16 protein-coding genes are annotated in these 14320 nt (G+C 67.4%); 6 read left to right on the top strand and 10 right to left on the bottom strand.

Features of this window, described 5'->3' with window-relative positions; translation table 11 throughout:
• Nucleotides 1–46: 46 nt before the first annotated feature.
• Entirely contained in the window at nucleotides 47–811 is a 765-nt protein-coding gene (gene ppk2, locus R2APBS1_RS04615) for a polyphosphate kinase 2 (protein WP_015447068.1), read from the top strand.
• Between the two features lie 3 nt (nucleotides 812–814).
• Here the strand turns inward: ppk2 and R2APBS1_RS04610 are convergent, their stop codons facing one another.
• Genes R2APBS1_RS04610 through R2APBS1_RS04600 form a run of 3 tightly spaced genes read right to left on the bottom strand, consistent with a single transcriptional unit; the run spans nucleotide 815 to nucleotide 2840 of the window.
• The gene (locus R2APBS1_RS04610) at nucleotides 815–1081 is read right to left on the bottom strand and encodes an acylphosphatase (protein ID WP_015447067.1); all 267 of its coding nucleotides are present in this window, start codon (nucleotides 1079–1081) and stop codon (nucleotides 815–817) included.
• On the bottom strand, nucleotides 1081–1566 hold the full coding sequence (locus R2APBS1_RS04605; RefSeq protein ID WP_015447066.1) for a TlpA family protein disulfide reductase: 486 nt from the start codon (nucleotides 1564–1566) through the stop codon (nucleotides 1081–1083). Before R2APBS1_RS04605 ends, R2APBS1_RS04610 begins: the two co-directional genes overlap by 1 nt.
• A complete protein-coding gene (locus tag R2APBS1_RS04600; RefSeq protein WP_007514580.1) occupies nucleotides 1563–2840 on the bottom strand; it encodes a YihY family inner membrane protein in 1278 nt (425 codons plus the stop codon). Before R2APBS1_RS04600 ends, R2APBS1_RS04605 begins: the two co-directional genes overlap by 4 nt.
• 106 nt (nucleotides 2841–2946) lie before the next feature.
• Between R2APBS1_RS04600 and wrbA the strand changes: the two genes are divergently transcribed.
• Together wrbA and R2APBS1_RS04590 are read left to right on the top strand one after the other, a co-directional pair.
• Complete coding sequence (wrbA, locus tag R2APBS1_RS04595; RefSeq protein WP_015447065.1) at nucleotides 2947–3549, top strand: NAD(P)H:quinone oxidoreductase; 603 nt, start codon at nucleotides 2947–2949, stop codon at nucleotides 3547–3549.
• Nucleotides 3546–3920, top strand: coding sequence for a DUF2069 domain-containing protein (locus R2APBS1_RS04590; RefSeq protein ID WP_015447064.1), 375 nt, complete (start codon nucleotides 3546–3548; stop codon nucleotides 3918–3920). The genes wrbA and R2APBS1_RS04590 overlap by 4 nt, the downstream gene beginning before the upstream one ends.
• 156 nt (nucleotides 3921–4076) lie before the next feature.
• Here R2APBS1_RS04590 and R2APBS1_RS20015 read toward each other — a convergent pair whose 3' ends face one another.
• The 3 genes from R2APBS1_RS20015 to R2APBS1_RS04580 form a co-directional block, all read right to left on the bottom strand.
• Nucleotides 4077–4472, bottom strand: a complete 396-nt coding sequence (locus tag R2APBS1_RS20015; protein ID WP_157769700.1) for a hypothetical protein — start codon at nucleotides 4470–4472, stop codon at nucleotides 4077–4079.
• A 90-nt stretch (nucleotides 4473–4562) separates the two neighbouring features.
• On the bottom strand, nucleotides 4563–5024 hold the full coding sequence (locus R2APBS1_RS20010) for a hypothetical protein (RefSeq protein ID WP_155950974.1): 462 nt from the start codon (nucleotides 5022–5024) through the stop codon (nucleotides 4563–4565).
• A 230-nt stretch (nucleotides 5025–5254) separates the two neighbouring features.
• On the bottom strand, nucleotides 5255–6040 hold the full coding sequence (locus R2APBS1_RS04580; RefSeq protein ID WP_008435539.1) for an acyl-CoA thioesterase: 786 nt from the start codon (nucleotides 6038–6040) through the stop codon (nucleotides 5255–5257).
• Between the two features lie 102 nt (nucleotides 6041–6142).
• Here R2APBS1_RS04580 and R2APBS1_RS04575 point away from each other — a divergent pair, with 102 nt between their 5' ends.
• Together R2APBS1_RS04575 and R2APBS1_RS04570 are read left to right on the top strand one after the other, a co-directional pair.
• Nucleotides 6143–7783, top strand: a complete 1641-nt coding sequence (locus R2APBS1_RS04575; protein WP_015447061.1) for an acyl-CoA dehydrogenase family protein — start codon at nucleotides 6143–6145, stop codon at nucleotides 7781–7783.
• A 227-nt stretch (nucleotides 7784–8010) separates the two neighbouring features.
• The gene (locus R2APBS1_RS04570) at nucleotides 8011–8502 is read left to right on the top strand and encodes an asparaginase domain-containing protein (protein WP_007514349.1); all 492 of its coding nucleotides are present in this window, start codon (nucleotides 8011–8013) and stop codon (nucleotides 8500–8502) included.
• A gap of 103 nt (nucleotides 8503–8605) precedes the next feature.
• Here the strand turns inward: R2APBS1_RS04570 and R2APBS1_RS04565 are convergent, their stop codons facing one another.
• The gene (locus tag R2APBS1_RS04565) at nucleotides 8606–10732 is read right to left on the bottom strand and encodes a M4 family metallopeptidase (RefSeq protein ID WP_015447060.1); all 2127 of its coding nucleotides are present in this window, start codon (nucleotides 10730–10732) and stop codon (nucleotides 8606–8608) included.
• Nucleotides 10733–11260: 528 nt separating this feature from the next.
• A complete protein-coding gene (sufT, locus tag R2APBS1_RS04560; protein WP_007514345.1) occupies nucleotides 11261–11818 on the bottom strand; it encodes a putative Fe-S cluster assembly protein SufT in 558 nt (185 codons plus the stop codon).
• Between the two features lie 203 nt (nucleotides 11819–12021).
• Here sufT and R2APBS1_RS04555 point away from each other — a divergent pair, with 203 nt between their 5' ends.
• Nucleotides 12022–12450 carry a hypothetical protein gene (locus tag R2APBS1_RS04555; protein ID WP_015447059.1) on the top strand — a complete coding sequence of 143 codons (429 nt, stop codon included), beginning with the start codon at nucleotides 12022–12024 and terminating at the stop codon, nucleotides 12448–12450.
• A gap of 91 nt (nucleotides 12451–12541) precedes the next feature.
• Here R2APBS1_RS04555 and R2APBS1_RS04550 read toward each other — a convergent pair whose 3' ends face one another.
• Entirely contained in the window at nucleotides 12542–13999 is a 1458-nt protein-coding gene (locus tag R2APBS1_RS04550) for an NAD(P)(+) transhydrogenase (Re/Si-specific) subunit beta (RefSeq protein ID WP_015447058.1), read from the bottom strand.
• The gene (locus R2APBS1_RS04545) at nucleotides 13999–14304 is read right to left on the bottom strand and encodes an NAD(P) transhydrogenase subunit alpha part 2 (protein ID WP_008435546.1); all 306 of its coding nucleotides are present in this window, start codon (nucleotides 14302–14304) and stop codon (nucleotides 13999–14001) included. Before R2APBS1_RS04545 ends, R2APBS1_RS04550 begins: the two co-directional genes overlap by 1 nt.
• Nucleotides 14305–14320: the final 16 nt, after the last annotated feature.

Here is a 14320-nt window from a genome sequence, read left to right as displayed (position 1 = left end):
AGTTGAGGGGTTTCGAGGCTGGAGGTCTGGAGGATTGGAGATCGACATGGGCAAACGCTACCGCAACGCGATGAAAGAGCTGCAGCTCGACCTGATCCGGCTGCAACGCGCTCTGCGCAGCAGCGGCAGGCGGCTGCTGGTGATCTTCGAGGGCCGCGATGCCGCCGGCAAGGGCGGCACCATCAAGGCCATCACCGAAAGCCTGGACACCCGCGGCTACCGCATTGCCGCCCTCGGCAAGCCGAGCGAGACCGAAGCCAGCCAGTGGTACTTCCAGCGCTACGTCGCCCACCTGCCGAGTGCCGGCGAGTTCGTGCTGTTCGACCGCAGCTGGTACAACCGCGCGGTGGTGGAGCCGGCGATGGGTTTCTGCAGCGAGGCGCAACACGAGGCGTTCCTGGACGCCGTGCCGGCATTCGAGAAGCTGCTCGCCGACGACGGCATCATCCTCCTCAAGTACTGGCTGGCGGTGGACCAGGCCGAGCAGGAACAACGCTTCGCCGAGCGCGCCGACGACCCGCTGAAACGCTGGAAGCTGTCGCCGGTGGACCTGGTCGCGCGGCAGAAGTACGCGGAGATGGGCCGGCTGCGCGACGTGATGATCGAGCGCACGCATGCCGAGCATGCGCCGTGGTTCGTGGTCGATTTCAACGACCAGAAGCGCGGGCGGATCAACCTGATCCGCCACCTGCTGCAACAGGTACCGTTGCACGAGGAAGCCGTGCCCGCGCTGAAACTGCCGAAGCTCAAGGGCAAGCCGAAGACCGAGCACGTCACCGACCAGGCGCTGTGGGTACCGGCCACGTTCTGAGCCTCAGGCCGTATGGAAGCCGTGCAGATCCTGCTCCGGCAGATCCTCGCGGCTGAGCGTATCGACGCGCGCCGCCGGCGGCCCCTGCCGCAACCAGCGCTCCAGCGCATCGAGCGCCGCCGGCTCGCCGCAGGCGAGCACCTCGACGCTGCCGTCGCGCCGGTTCACCGCATGGCCGGCCACGCCAAGCGCCAGCGCCTGCTCGCGGGCACTGGCGCGATAGCACACGCCCTGCACCCGGCCGCCGACGATGAACCGCGCGGTCGGCATCACTTGCCTCCGATCAGGCCTTCCAGCGACGCCTCGGTCACCGGTCCCACGATGTGTTTGGCCACCTTGCCGTCGGGGTCGATCAGGTACGTCGTGGGCAGGCCGCGCGGTTCGTCGAAATCCTTCGGCGGCTGGTCCAGGCTGACCTGGGCGATCGGGTACGCCACCGGGTGCTTGGCCAGGAACGCCTTGATGTCGGCCGGCTCGCTGTCCTCGTAGGCCAGCCCGATCGCGGTGACGTTGTTGTGCGCGGTGACGAAGCGCGAGATGTCCGGCATCTCCTTGATGCACGGCACGCACCAGGTCGCCCAGTAGTTGACGATCACCCACTTGCCGCGCTGCGCGGCCAGGTCGAACGTCTTGCCGTCCAGCGTGGCGACGTGCAGGGTCGGCTGCGCCGGCATCGCCGCCTGCGCCGGGGTGGCGAACGCCAGTGCCGCGGCCAGCACGGCAACCGGAGCGGTGAAGGATGAAAACAAGCTCATGCGGGGAGTTCCTCGGTGTCAGCCGCCGGGTCGGCGGCAGGGGGATAGATCTGGTCGAGCCGGGTGCCCAGCTTGGCCTGCAGCGCGGCGGCCAGTTCGGCCAGCAGCGCCAGCAGCTCCGGCGGCAGCGCGATGCCCAGCGCGGCCGCCTCTTCCTGCGGCTGCAGCGGCAGGCGGTAGTCGGTGTGCCGGTACACGCGCAACAGGTCGGTGCTGTCCAGGCTGCGGCACAGCAGCCAGCCGCCGGTGTCGCCGCGGCGGATCAGCTCGGCCTGCTGCAGGTCGTCGAAGTAGTCGGCGATCAGCGCGCTGCGCAGGTACGGCTCGCGTACGCGCAGCTCGGCCGGGTCGACGCAGTCGCCGCGGCGCTGGGCCTCGACGAAATGGCGCAGCACCACCAGCAGGCCGAGGAATTCGGCGCCTTGGGGCAGCGTGTGCATCGGCGCGTGGTATTCGAACGCGGACGCCGAGGCGGCGACCGACGCGGCCAGGATCACGATCACCCACGACAGGTAGATCCACAGCAGGAAGATCGGGATCGCCGCCAGCACGCCGTAGATCTGCTGGTAGGTCTGCGCCTGCTGCACGAACTGGCCGAAGCCCCAGCGCGCGATCTCGAACAGCACCGCGCCGAGCAGCGCGCCGATCGCCGCGTCGTGGCGCGGCACCCTGCAGTTCGGGATCACCGTGTACATCAGCCACAGCGTGAAGAACGTCACCACGAATGGCAGCGTGCTCAACAGGCTTTGCGCGACGCCGCCGAGCTGGTCGGCGGCGCTGTGCAGCAGCGGCGCCGCGGTCACGTAGGAGGTCACCGCGATGCCGCCGACCACCAGGATCGGCCCCAGCGTCAGCGCCGCCCAGTACAGCAGCAATCGCGAGCCCCAGCTGCGCGGCTGGTGCACGCGCCAGATCCGGTTCAGCCGGTCCTCGATGCTGATCATCATCGCCAGCGCGCTGAACAGCATCACCAGGATGCTGATGCCGGTGAGCTTGCTGGCGTTCGCCGCAAACCCCAGCATGGTCGCCTGCACCGCCTCGCCGGTCGACGGCACGAAATTGTCGAACACGAAATTGATCAGCGTGTCGCGCGCCGGCTGGAACACCGGGAACGCCGCGAACATCGCGAACACCGCCACCGTCAGCGGCACCAGCGAGACCAGCGTGGTGTACGACAGCGCACCCGCCGTCTCGAAGCACTTGTCGTCGACGAAGCGCTGCCAGATGAAGCGGCTGAAGCTCTTCGTGCGTTCGCGGTTGAAGCGCCGGATCATCGCTGTCCTTTCGCTGGTGGCCCGGGCGGACCACCAACATCGTGGGTACCGGCCGGTACACTAGCGTATTGGCTGTGAATGCCTCAAACGCGCGAGTCGACGCCACATGAATCACGAGATCCTGGTTCTGTACTACAGCCGCAGCGGCCACACCGCCCAGCTGGCGCGCCTGATCGCCCGCGGCATCGAGGAAGTGCCCGGCATGCGCGCGCGCCTGCGCCAGGTGCCGCCGGTGGCACCGGTGACCGAAGTCGCGCAGCCGCCCGAGCCCGCGGACGGCGCGCCGTACGCGACAAAACAGGACCTGCTCGACTGCGCCGGCCTGGCGATGGGCAGCCCCACCCGCTTCGGCAACATGGCCGCGCCGCTGAAACATTTCCTCGACACCACCGGCGCCGAATGGGCCAGCGGCGCGCTGGTCGGCAAGCCGGCAGCGCTGTTCACCTCCACCAGCACCATGCACGGCGGCCAGGAATCCACCCTGCTCTCGATGGCGCTGCCGCTGCTGCATCACGGCATGCTGCTGCTCGGCGTGCCATTCACCGAGTCGGCGCTGACCGCCACGCAAAGCGGCGGCACCCCGTACGGCGCCAGCCACATCGCCGGCGCCAAGGGCGACAACCCGATCAGCGAGCACGAACGCGAACTGGCCCGCGCGCTGGGCCGCCGCCTGGCCGACGTGGCCCGCCGGCTGGCGGATACGCCATGACCGCCGCCATGCGCGCACCCATCCTGCCCGTCTATCGCGTCGGCCTGGCCGCCTGGGCCTTGCTCGTCGTGCTGCAACTCGCCTGGCACGCGTGGCTGGTGCCGCCGCAAACCCTGCCGGTCTGGCTGGTGCTGGCAATCACCCTGGTTCCCCTGCTGCTGCCGCTGCTGGCGATCCGCGACGTGCGCCGCGCCCTGCTCTGGGTCGGCATCCTCAGCCTGTTCTATTTCAGCCACGGCGTGGCCGAGGCCTGGAGTTCGGCGGGCGAGCGCTGGCTGGCGATCGCGGAGATCGCGCTGACCGTGTTGCTGATTGCGGCGCTGGGGGCCGGGGTGAAACGGCGGAAGCCGGCCGCGCCGACGCGCGATTGATCAGCGGGCCGCTTCCGGCTGTGTTTTCTACCAAGGGAACACGGCAGGTTCACTCCCTGACCATTGATAAATGAACCTGACCCGTTCGGTGGGGTGTAGGTGGAGTGCCGGCGCCGACGGCTTGGTCAAGTGAGCGTTCAACGCTTGAATGAAATGTCAGGGCGCATTTTCCAATGCCGAAAGATCACCCACCTCGCTGTATTTTGCTAGATGCGCCGCGATGTCTCGCGTGAGCTGGTTGTCGTTTGCAGCAACGGCGGCAATCCACATTTTGAACAAGCCGAACCCTATCGATGCAACTGGGTCTTGCGCCTCGTCACGGAGCTTAACCTGCATCTCGTTGAGCTTGTGAATGTAGGCGACCCGCTCCGCCATCGGAAGGGCTTGGAATGATCCGATGCTGTAAGAGCTGCGAAATATGCTGTTCGCCAGATTGATCGCATGGCCAACAGCGACCTGCACTGACGAATCAGCGGCTTCGAGATGACGAACGGTAGCCTCGAAATCCGATTTAAGCACGCCGCGACCAGGGTGCTCATTATGTTTGAACAAGTTAAACACCCCCCTGCGCACTAACGCTTGAATCAAGCCGCGCCGCGAAGCAGCGTCGGCTTGAATGAATTGTTGGGCGGCTCCGCCAATCTAGGCGGGAGTTGCGCTCGAAGTATATGCACGCGCCCTCCTGCTGCTTATGTCGACGAGCCATACCCTTGAGAAGTTGGACTTGTCCGTTGCCAATTGAATCGCCGCATCGAGCTGCGACTGATCCCATTGCCACAGGTCGTCGATGGGTGTAGATCCCTCATGAACAATTAGTTCGACGCGCGGTAGAGCGTAGACCTTGTGCTTTTTACGCGCGATGCACTCGACAGCATCGTTGATATCAATCCGATAGTTAGAGTAGTGAAACTTCCCTGTGCCAAATTTCCGCTCAATGACTGGGTCTGTTAGAGCAGTCAACTCGAAGCCGCGGTCACCGCCTGAGACTCTGCAGATGATGTCTGGATTAGGAGGTTCGAGTTGCCGAATGGATGAGGTGTCGGCATCGACTTGAGCGATTTCTACAAACTGAAGAAAGGCAGAAAGCTCCTTCTTTCGCTTCACGGACCCAACCATCGCAATGTCCCTTCAAAGCCGCCCAACGCTATGTAAATTTCAAAACGAAGTGTAACCCTGCAGCCTATCCCGTGCTCGTCGCCATACACGACAGAGCTCAGGCCTGCACAGACCAACAACTTGCTGCGCTTGGTGCAGCCTAATCCCGCCGTCTAATCCCCGCCGTGTTTCCACGCGCATGACCACGACGCGAACGCCGTACACGAAAGACCCCCGCCTCACCCAAACACCACCATACTCTGCCTGCTCAAGGCCACCGGTTCCCCACCCGGCCCCCACAGCATCACGCTCTGGTTGGTGTAGCCGTCGCGGGCGGCGATCAGTTCGGCGTCGACGCGCCAGTCGTCCAGGCCGAGGTCGTCGTAGCGGTCGCGCAGCAGTTCGAGCATCCAGGTGAGCGAGCTGCCGGGGGTGGGCGCGGCGAACATCGACAGGGCGATCGGCGGGATGAAGTCGGCGAAGGCGAGCACGTGGGTTTCGTCGACGGGGCCGTCGTCGCGCAGGGAAAGCTGCAGCACGCTGTCGCGCTGGCGGCCGCCGCTGAACGGCAGGTCGCCGCGCAGCCAGCGGGCGCGGAAGTGCTGGGTGAAGGAGGGCATGCGGCCTTCGACGTAATGCAGTTCCTGCGGCGTCGTGGCCGCGACGGGCGGTTGTTCGGGCTGGAAGTCCAGCGTCGAGGGACGCGCGCTGCCGAATACGCCGAGCAGCCGGCACAGCGTCTGTTCGCCGTCGCACAGGCTGGCCTCGACCTGGATGACGCTGCGCCCTGCGCGCAGCAGCCGCGCGCGGATGGCCACGCTGCCGGCCGGCACCGGCGCGATGAAAGTCACCTGCAGGGTGCGCAGCAGCATCTCCGTCGGTACCAGCTCGCGCATCGCACGCAGCGCAAGTGCCGCCTGCAGGCCGCCGAAGGCGCTGCGTCCCTGCAGCCAGTCCTCGCTGACCGTAGCCTGCCAGCCGTCGCCATGGCGCGTGACCGCCTGCATCGCTTCGGAAAATCGCATGGATGGTGCCTGCGCCGGGGAGTGGCTTTCGATGATGCCAGCGCGACGCACCGAACGCCCGCATGCCTATACTCGACACCTCGACTCTGGTCGGAGCGCGCCATGGCCTTCCTGCAGGATCCGCCGCAACTTCCCCACCCGTATCGCAGCGACCGCCTGCTGCTGGCCTGGCTCGACCGCGCACTGCCGGCCAACCGCCGCGCCGCGCTGGATGCCGATCTCGACGCGTTGGGCGACTACGCAGTGATGGCCTGGCAGCGCGCAGGCGCCACCACGCGGCGCAAGCCGGTGCTGACGCAGTGGGACGCGTGGGGACAGCGGGTCGACCGCATCGAGCTGACGCCGGCGTGGCAGGAGGGTGCGGCAATGACGACGCGCCACGCCGTGCTCGCCGCCGGCCACGGCGACAGCGAGCACGCGCGGCTGGAGGAATTCGCCCGGGTCTACCTGTATCACCTCGCCAGCGAGTTCTACACCTGCCCACTGGCGATGACCGACGGCGCCGCCACCGCGATCAAGGCCTCCGGCAACCGCGAGCTGATCGAGCGCGCGCTGCCGCATTTCCTCAGCCGTGATCCGGCCACCTTCTGGCTCAGCGGCCAGTGGATGACCGAGACCGCCGGCGGCTCCGACGTGGGGGATACCGAAACCCGCGCGCGGCAGGACGCCGCCGGGCAATGGCGGCTGTACGGGCGCAAGTGGTTCAGCTCGGCGGTGGTCGGCGAGGCCGCGCTGGCGCTGGCGCGGCCGGAAGGCGCCGGCAGCGGCGGCGCGGCGCTGGCGCTGTTCTACGTCGAGACGATGGACGGCGCGCGGCGCCGGCCGGAGCTGATCGTCGACCGGCTGAAGGACAAGCTCGGCACGCAGGAACTGCCCACCGCGGAGATCCACCTGGACGGCCTGCCCGCCTGGCCGCTGGGCGAGCTGGCCAACGGCGTGCGCCAGGTGGCGCCGGTGCTCAACGTCACGCGCAGCTGGAACGCGATCTGCGCGGTCGCCAGCATGGCCCGCGCGATCGCCCTGGCGCGCGACTTCGCCGAACACCGGCGCGCGTTTGGCCGTCCGTTGATCGAGCAGCCGCTGCATGCGCAGACGCTGGCCGACCTGCAGGCGCAGTTCGAGGGCGCGTTCGCGCTGGCGTTCGAGGTGGCCCACCTGCTCGGCCGGGTCGAGCATGGCGCGGCTGCTCCGCACGAGGCGGCGCTGCTGCGCCTGCTCACCCCGCTGGCCAAGCTGTGGACCGGCAAGCTGGCGGTGGCGATCTGCTCGGAGGCGCTGGAATGCTTCGGCGGCGCCGGCTACATCGAGGACACCGGCCTGCCGCAACTTCTGCGTGACGCGCAGGTGTACGCGATCTGGGAAGGCACCACCAACGTGCTGTCGCTGGACAGCCTGCGTGCGCTGGCCGGCGACGGCCTGGGCCCCTTGCGCACGGCCTGCACCGACTGGCTGGACGGCGGCGACGACATGCACGCGGCCAGCGCGATCCGGCAGACGCTGGACGCCGCCGCGCGCTGGCTCGACCGGCATGCGGCCGCACGCGACACGCTGGAAGCCGGCGCGCGCGGCCTTGCCTTCACCCTGGCGCGCTGCGCCGCGGCGGCGCTGCTGGCACGCCAGGCCAGCTGGTCGAGCCGCCGCGGCGACCCACGCCCGGCCGCAGCCCTGCACCGCTTCGTTGACCTCGGCCTCGACCGGCTGGTGACCCCGGACGCGGACAACACCGCCTTGCTGCTGGGCTGACGCGCACCTGCAGGGCCGTTCTCCACACACCTCGCCACGAGGCAAAGATCAAAAGCGGCGGGCGGTGCCCGCCTACGAAGCTGGGGTAAACGGCTTTTGGTATAGGAGCCCGCTTGCGGGCGATGCTCTTCCATGTGTGGCCAAAGCATCGCCCGCAAGCGGGCTCCTACAGGCACGCCGGTGTCGGCACGGGCTAAAATGGCGCGACTTTCCCACGGCCCACCGACATGCAGCACCTGACCATCGTCACCACCGGCGGCACCATCGACAAGATCTACTTCGACGACAAGTCGGACTACAAGATCGGCGCGCCGCAGATCGGCGAGATCCTCGGCCAGCTCGGCGTGGCGTTCCAGTTCGACGTGATCCCGATCCTGCGCAAGGACAGCCTGCACATGGGCGCCGAGGACCGCGCGCTGGTGCGCTCGACGATCGAGGCGCAGCCGCACCGCCACGTGCTGGTCACCCACGGCACCGACACCATGGTCGAGACCGCGCGCGAACTGGCCAGCATCAAGGGCAAGGTGATCGTGCTGACCGGCGCGCTGAACCCGGCGCGCTTCCAGGGTTCCGACGCGGTGTTCAACATCGGTTGCGCGGTGGCCGCGGTGCAGACCCTGCCCGACGGCGTCTACATCGCCATGAACGGCCGCGTGTGGGATCCGGCCAAGGTGCGCAAGAACCGCGACGCCAACCGTTTCGAGGAAGTCGCCGGCTGACTTTCGCGCATGAAAAACGGGCCCGGTCGATCCGACCGGGCCCGCGTTGCCTATTACTGCTCCTTGGGTGAAACGGCGGACCGTCCCTGGCCCGCCAGGGGGCTTACCAGGTGGCTTTCAGCGACACGCCGGAGAACGACGTGTAACCGCGCACCTTGATGTAGTACGTGCCCGAGGCCGCGCTGAACGAGCAGCTTTCGGCATTGCCGGTCTTGTACGGACGGCAGTCGTAGCTGCTGGTGGTCGGCGCCGAACCCTTCTTCACGTACAGGTCCGCGTCGCCGGTGCCGCCGGAGGTGGCGATGGTCAGGTTGCTGCCCGCCGGCACCGTCACCGTATAGCTCAGCTCCTGGCTCGCCGAACCGGCCAAGCCAGTCACCGGCACGCCGTTCTGCAGACCGCCGGTACCGCCGCCGGTGCTGTAGGACGCCTTGACGGTGACGCCGGAGTACGCCGAGTAGCCGTGCACCTTGATGTAGTACTTGCCGGCACTCGGCGCGGCCACGCTGCAGCTTTCCGCATTGCCGGTCTTGTACGGGCGGCAGTCGTAGCTGGTGGTGGTCGGCGCGCTGCCGAACTTGGTGTACAGGTCGGCATCGCCGGTGCCGCCGGAGATCGACATCACCAGGTTGCTGGCACCGGTCGGCACGGTGATGAAGTAATCGTTGTCGGCACCTGTCGCACCCGACACGCCGGTGACGCCCACGTTGTTCTGCAGTTCGGTGGTGGTGCCGCCACCGCCGCCGCCCGCGCAGGCCACGCCCACCCCGGCGAACGCGGTGGTCACATCACTCTTGTTGTAGACCAGATCCTGGGCCGCCGATTCCACCCCGCAGGCGCCGGAGTTGAAGCTGGTGGTGGCATTCCAGTAAACCTTGTTGGCCAGCGCGAACACCTGGAAGGCCTTTTTGGTATCCCAGCCGGCGGTCTTGGCCAGCAGGCAGAACGCCTTGTTGTACACGCCGCTGCTGTAGTGCACGTCCATGGTGGAAGTGAAGTTGGCGGCATTGTCGATCGAACCGCCATCCTGGGTCGGCGTGCACATCCAGCGCAGCGCGGTACCGCTCTTCATGATGTCGGCGCCGACCAGCCAGTCGTTGCCGCCGCGGTCGAAGAATTCGGCCGCCTCGCCGGCGATGTCCGAATACGCCTCGTTGATGCCGCCTGACTGCCCTGAGTACTGCAGCGCGGAGTGCTGCTCGGTGTAGCCATGGCTGATCTCGTGGCTGGTCACATCCAGCGACACCAGCGGGTAGAACGTGCTGGCACCGTCGCCGAAGTACATCGCCGTGCCGTTCCAGAACGCGTTCTCGTAGTTCAGTTTGTAGTGCACGTTCATCACCAGCTGGAAGTTCAGCGGCGCCACGCCGACGTAGGCCATGTACATGTCGTGGGTCACGCCGCCGAAGTGGTGGGCGTCGTTGACCGGCGAGTAGGCGCCGTTGATCGCGTCGGTGTCGCTGTTCGGACAGGTGAAGCTGACCACCGAACCGGTGGTGCCCTGGCGCAGGTTGTTGGTCTTGACGTTGGTGTTCTGCAGCGTGCAGGTGCTGCCGGACTGGGTCACGTCGAGTGCGGCGTAGTTGGTGCCGTAGAGGTACTTGCCGGTCTTTGTGTTGCCGCCGGGACCAGTGGCGGAAGCATCAGTCAGGCCGTTCCAGCTCTGGATCACTTCACCGGTGTTGGCGTCGACGATCGCGGTCGGGCGCGACGGATTGGCGCCGCCGACGAAGTAGGACACGCGGTAGACCAGGCGCACCGTGCCGTTGTCCTGCGGGTAGACGAACAGGTCGGTCTGCTCGTTGCCGACCGTGGCGCCGCCGGCCAGGCTGGTGTGCGCATGCGACCGCAGCGCAGCGAGGGCACGGCCGCCATCCAGCTTCGGCGTGACCGAAGCCAGGCCGAGCTGACCTTCCGGCATCAGTTCGCCAGTGGCGCGCAGCGCGTTTCCGCTGGCGTCCTGCACTACGGCAATGCTGCGGCCGTAGACCGGCACACCACGGTACATCTGCTGCTGACGCACCACCTTGTGCCCGTTGGCAATGGCGGCCGCGCCTCGCGGCGCCAACGACATGTTCTGGCCGAGGTTGAGGTGGGCGGCCAGCGAGCTGACCGGTACCGCGCCGAGATTCTGCGCACGCAAGGTCTTCGTGTTGGCAGCGGTGGCCACCGATGCGGTAGCCATGCCGATCGCGGCCACCAGCAGCTTCAGACGGTAATGATTGGGCATTGAAAAACTCCTAGACACTATTTTCGGGACAAACGGGCCCGATGCGGCCACGTAGACCCCATGCAGAATTGCCGTGCTCGGCACGGCCCCTTGGTTCGTGTGCTGTCTAGCGATCCCAAAATACGCCCGTATCGGCTGCCACCCCCCGGCATTCCCTTGCACCGGCAGCACGTGGACGCGTAGTTGCAAGACGGCGATGACGCCGCCAAAGGATCATCCGCCAACCTCCCCGATGACGAATCCGGTTACGTTATTCCTTGCGGACCATCGCAACAATCTGACTTTTTCCTACGCCGGGTGACGGCAGTCACAGGACGCGGGATCGGCGCGTGGCGCCGCAAACGGCGGGCACGCGGCCTATCGCGGCGGCGTATACGGTTCGATGTCGTTATTTATTGCGCGAAGCGGCGATGCGGACTTGCGGCCAGCGACGTCGCGTGCAGCGCCGCCGGCAGGCGCACCGGGACACGCGGAAAGCCCATGCGGTCCCCGCGATCCACGCGCCGGCGCGATGGCCGGCAGGCAGCTTCAGAGCATGCCGGTTTCGAGCTTCGCCGCGTCGGACATCATCGAATGCGTCCACGGCGGGTCGAACACCAGGTCCACGTCGGCTTCGGCGATCGTGGGGATCATCTCCAGCTTGGTGCGCGCGTCGTCGACCAGGATGTCGCCCATGCCGCAGCCGGGCGCGGTCAGGGTGAGCTTCACGTAGACCTTGCGCGCGCCGGATTCGGTCTGCTCCAGGCTGAGGTCGTAGACCAGCCCCAGCTCGACCACGTTCACCGGGATTTCCGGATCGAACACGGTGCGCAACTGGTCCCACGCCAGCTTCTCCACGTCCGCATTGGTGGCGTCGTCCGGTACCTCGATCGGCGCCGGCCGCTCCTTGCCCAGCGCGTCGGCGTCGTCGCCGGCGATGCGGAACAGGTTGCCTTCCACGTAGACGGTGAAGCTGCCGCCCAGGGCCTGGGTGATGTAGCCGATCTGCCCGGCCGGCAGGGTCACCTCGTCGCCTTGCGGCACCATCACGGCGCTGCAGTCGCGCACCAGGGTGAAGGGTTCACTGCTCAGACTGAAACCGCTCATGCCAACGCCGATCCTGTATCTGCGGGCGCGGCCATGCGTCGAGCCCGGAGTGCGTATTATGCCGCTCGCCGCGTGCGGCCGCTTGTCCCAGATCAGGCCGGAACCCGCCGGAGTCAAGGGAGCCCCGCCGACGACACGTTATGATGGCCGCTTTACCCGACGGGAAAACGCATGCGCACTGCCCTCCTGACGTGTCGCCGCCGATGAGCGTGCGTACCGTGGCGCTGTCCGTGTTCGCGCTGTTCAGCGCTGCGATGCTGGGCCTGGCCGCCGGCGCCGTGTGGATGGTGGCGGCGCTGTATCTGCGCCACCCGCTGCCGTGGCTGGCATTGCCGATCGGCGCGCTGCTGGCGTGGACCATCCGCACCTGCGTGCGCCTGCCGGGCACGTTCGCCGCACTGCTGGCGGCGGGCGCCACCCTGCTGGCCGCGTTCTACGTCAACCTGCTGGTTGCCGGCGTGCTGATTGCCGGCAACATGGGCATGGGTCTGATCGAGGCGATGCGCACCGCCGGCCCCGGCATGCTGTGGCAGCTGGCACGGATGGCGCTGTCGCCGGCGGACCTGGCCGATGCCGCGCTGGGCATGCTGCTGGCCGCATGGCTGGCCTGGCGCCCGTCGCGCCGGCGCTGAAACCAGCCATCACGACGCCGGGCGGGCACCGCCCTGCGCTCCTGCAGAAACGCGGCCGGCCGCACCCACCCCATGGAAGGTGCCAGCCGACTCAGGCGTCGATGTCCTTCAGCGACGCCACCAGTTCGCCCACCGCGGCCTGGCCTTCGCCGTACAGCATGCGGGTGTTGTCGGCGTAGAACAGCGCGTTCTCGATGCCGGCGAAGCCGGTACCGCGGCCGCGCTTGATCACGATCACGTGCTTGGCCGCGCTGACGTCGAGGATCGGCATGCCGTAGATCGGCGAGGCCGGGTCGGTCTTGGCCAGTGGATTGACCACGTCGTTCGCACCGATCACCAGCGCCACGTCGGTGGCCGGGAACTCCGGGTTGATGTCGTCCATGTCGGCGATCAGGTCGTACGGTACGCCGGCCTCGGCCAGCAGCACGTTCATGTGCCCGGGCATGCGCCCGGCCACCGGGTGGATCGCGAACTTCACCTTCACCCCGCGCTTGATCAGCAGTTGCGCAAACTCCCACACCTTGTGCTGCGCCTGCGCCACCGCCAGGCCGTAGCCGGGCACGATCACCACGCGTTCGGCGTACGCCATCATCACCGCCGCGTCGGAAGCGTCGATCGGCTTCTGCGCGCCCTCGATCGCCTGCGCCTCGCCGCCGGCCGCGCCGAAGCTGCCGAACAGCACGTTGCCGATCGAGCGGTTCATCGCCTTGGCCATCAGCTGGGTCAGCAGCGTGCCGGCCGCGCCGACCACCATGCCGGCGATGATCATCGCCTCGTTGCCCAGCACGAAACCCTCGAACGACACCGCCAGGCCGGTGAACGCGTTGTACAGCGAGATCACCACCGGCATGTCGGCGCCGCCGATCGGCAAGGTCATCATCAGGCCGAAGGCGAGCGCCAGCGCGAAGAACGCCGCGATCAGCGCCGGGCTGGCGTGACTGGTGGCAAGCAGCACGCCGGCGACCACCGCCGCCGCCAGCAGCAACAGGTTCACCGTGCGCTGGCCGGGAAACACGAAGCGCTTGTCCATCCAGCCCTGCAGCTTGGCGAACGCGACCAGCGAACCGGAGAAGCTCACCGCGCCGATCAGCGCGCCGAGCACGCCCAGCGCCAGCTCGGTCGGCGACAGCGCCGGCGGCAGGCCGTTCACCGCCCAGGCTTCGGGCCGCAGCGGCGAGGTATCCGGTACCGCCTGCAGCAGGCCCAGCCCGCGCGCGTAGCCGATCAGCTCGACCGCGCCGATCGCCGCCGCCGCACCGCCGCCCATGCCGTTGTACAGCGCCACCATCTGCGGCATCGCGGTCATCGCCACGCGCTTGCCGCTCCACCAGGCGGCACTGACGCCGACCAGCACCGCGGCAACGATCAGCCCGCGGTTGTGCATGTCCGGCAGGAACAACGTGGCCAGCACCGCCAGCAACATGCCGTAGCCTGCCCACACGATGCCGCCGCGCGCGGTGCGCGGCGAACTCATGCGTTTCAGGCCGAGGATGAACAGCAGCGCGGCGAGGAAATAACAGGCCTTGATCAGCGTCGGCAACCAGCTCATCACTTGGCTCCCTTGCCGGCGTCCGGCTTGCTGGACTTGAACATCTCCAGCATCCGCTCGGTCACCACGTAGCCGCCGGCGGCGTTGCCGGCGCCCAGCAGCACGCCGATGAAGCCGATCGCGATCTCGAACGGCGTCTGCGCGTGGCCTAGCGCGATCATCGCCCCGACCAGCACAATGCCGTGCACGAAGTTGGAGCCGGACATCAGCGGCGTGTGCAGGATCACCGGCACCCGCGCGATGATTTCATAGCCGGTAAAGGCGGCCAGCATGAAGATGTACAGCGCCAGGAAACCGTCGATCATGAGCCCATCCCCCGTG

Source organism: Rhodanobacter denitrificans (genome assembly GCF_000230695.2).
GTDB classification, from domain to species: Bacteria; Pseudomonadota; Gammaproteobacteria; order Xanthomonadales; family Rhodanobacteraceae; genus Rhodanobacter; species Rhodanobacter denitrificans.
This window is presented reverse-complemented; position numbering and strand designations above follow the sequence as displayed.

Coding starts and splice junctions, on each gene's coding strand:
- ppk2 (WP_015447068.1), top strand. CDS start 47: ATGGGCAAACGCTACCGCAACGCGATGAAAGAGCTGCAGCTCGACCTG.
- R2APBS1_RS04610 (WP_015447067.1), bottom strand. CDS start 1,081: ATGCCGACCGCGCGGTTCATCGTCGGCGGCCGGGTGCAGGGCGTGTGC.
- R2APBS1_RS04605 (WP_015447066.1), bottom strand. CDS start 1,566: ATGAGCTTGTTTTCATCCTTCACCGCTCCGGTTGCCGTGCTGGCCGCG.
- R2APBS1_RS04600 (WP_007514580.1), bottom strand. CDS start 2,840: ATGATCCGGCGCTTCAACCGCGAACGCACGAAGAGCTTCAGCCGCTTC.
- wrbA (WP_015447065.1), top strand. CDS start 2,947: ATGAATCACGAGATCCTGGTTCTGTACTACAGCCGCAGCGGCCACACC.
- R2APBS1_RS04590 (WP_015447064.1), top strand. CDS start 3,546: ATGACCGCCGCCATGCGCGCACCCATCCTGCCCGTCTATCGCGTCGGC.
- R2APBS1_RS04580 (WP_008435539.1), bottom strand. CDS start 6,040: ATGCGATTTTCCGAAGCGATGCAGGCGGTCACGCGCCATGGCGACGGC.
- R2APBS1_RS04575 (WP_015447061.1), top strand. CDS start 6,143: ATGGCCTTCCTGCAGGATCCGCCGCAACTTCCCCACCCGTATCGCAGC.
- R2APBS1_RS04570 (WP_007514349.1), top strand. CDS start 8,011: ATGCAGCACCTGACCATCGTCACCACCGGCGGCACCATCGACAAGATC.
- R2APBS1_RS04565 (WP_015447060.1), bottom strand. CDS start 10,732: ATGCCCAATCATTACCGTCTGAAGCTGCTGGTGGCCGCGATCGGCATG.
- sufT (WP_007514345.1), bottom strand. CDS start 11,818: ATGAGCGGTTTCAGTCTGAGCAGTGAACCCTTCACCCTGGTGCGCGAC.
- R2APBS1_RS04555 (WP_015447059.1), top strand. CDS start 12,022: ATGAGCGTGCGTACCGTGGCGCTGTCCGTGTTCGCGCTGTTCAGCGCT.
- R2APBS1_RS04550 (WP_015447058.1), bottom strand. CDS start 13,999: ATGAGCTGGTTGCCGACGCTGATCAAGGCCTGTTATTTCCTCGCCGCG.
- R2APBS1_RS04545 (WP_008435546.1), bottom strand. CDS start 14,304: ATGATCGACGGTTTCCTGGCGCTGTACATCTTCATGCTGGCCGCCTTT.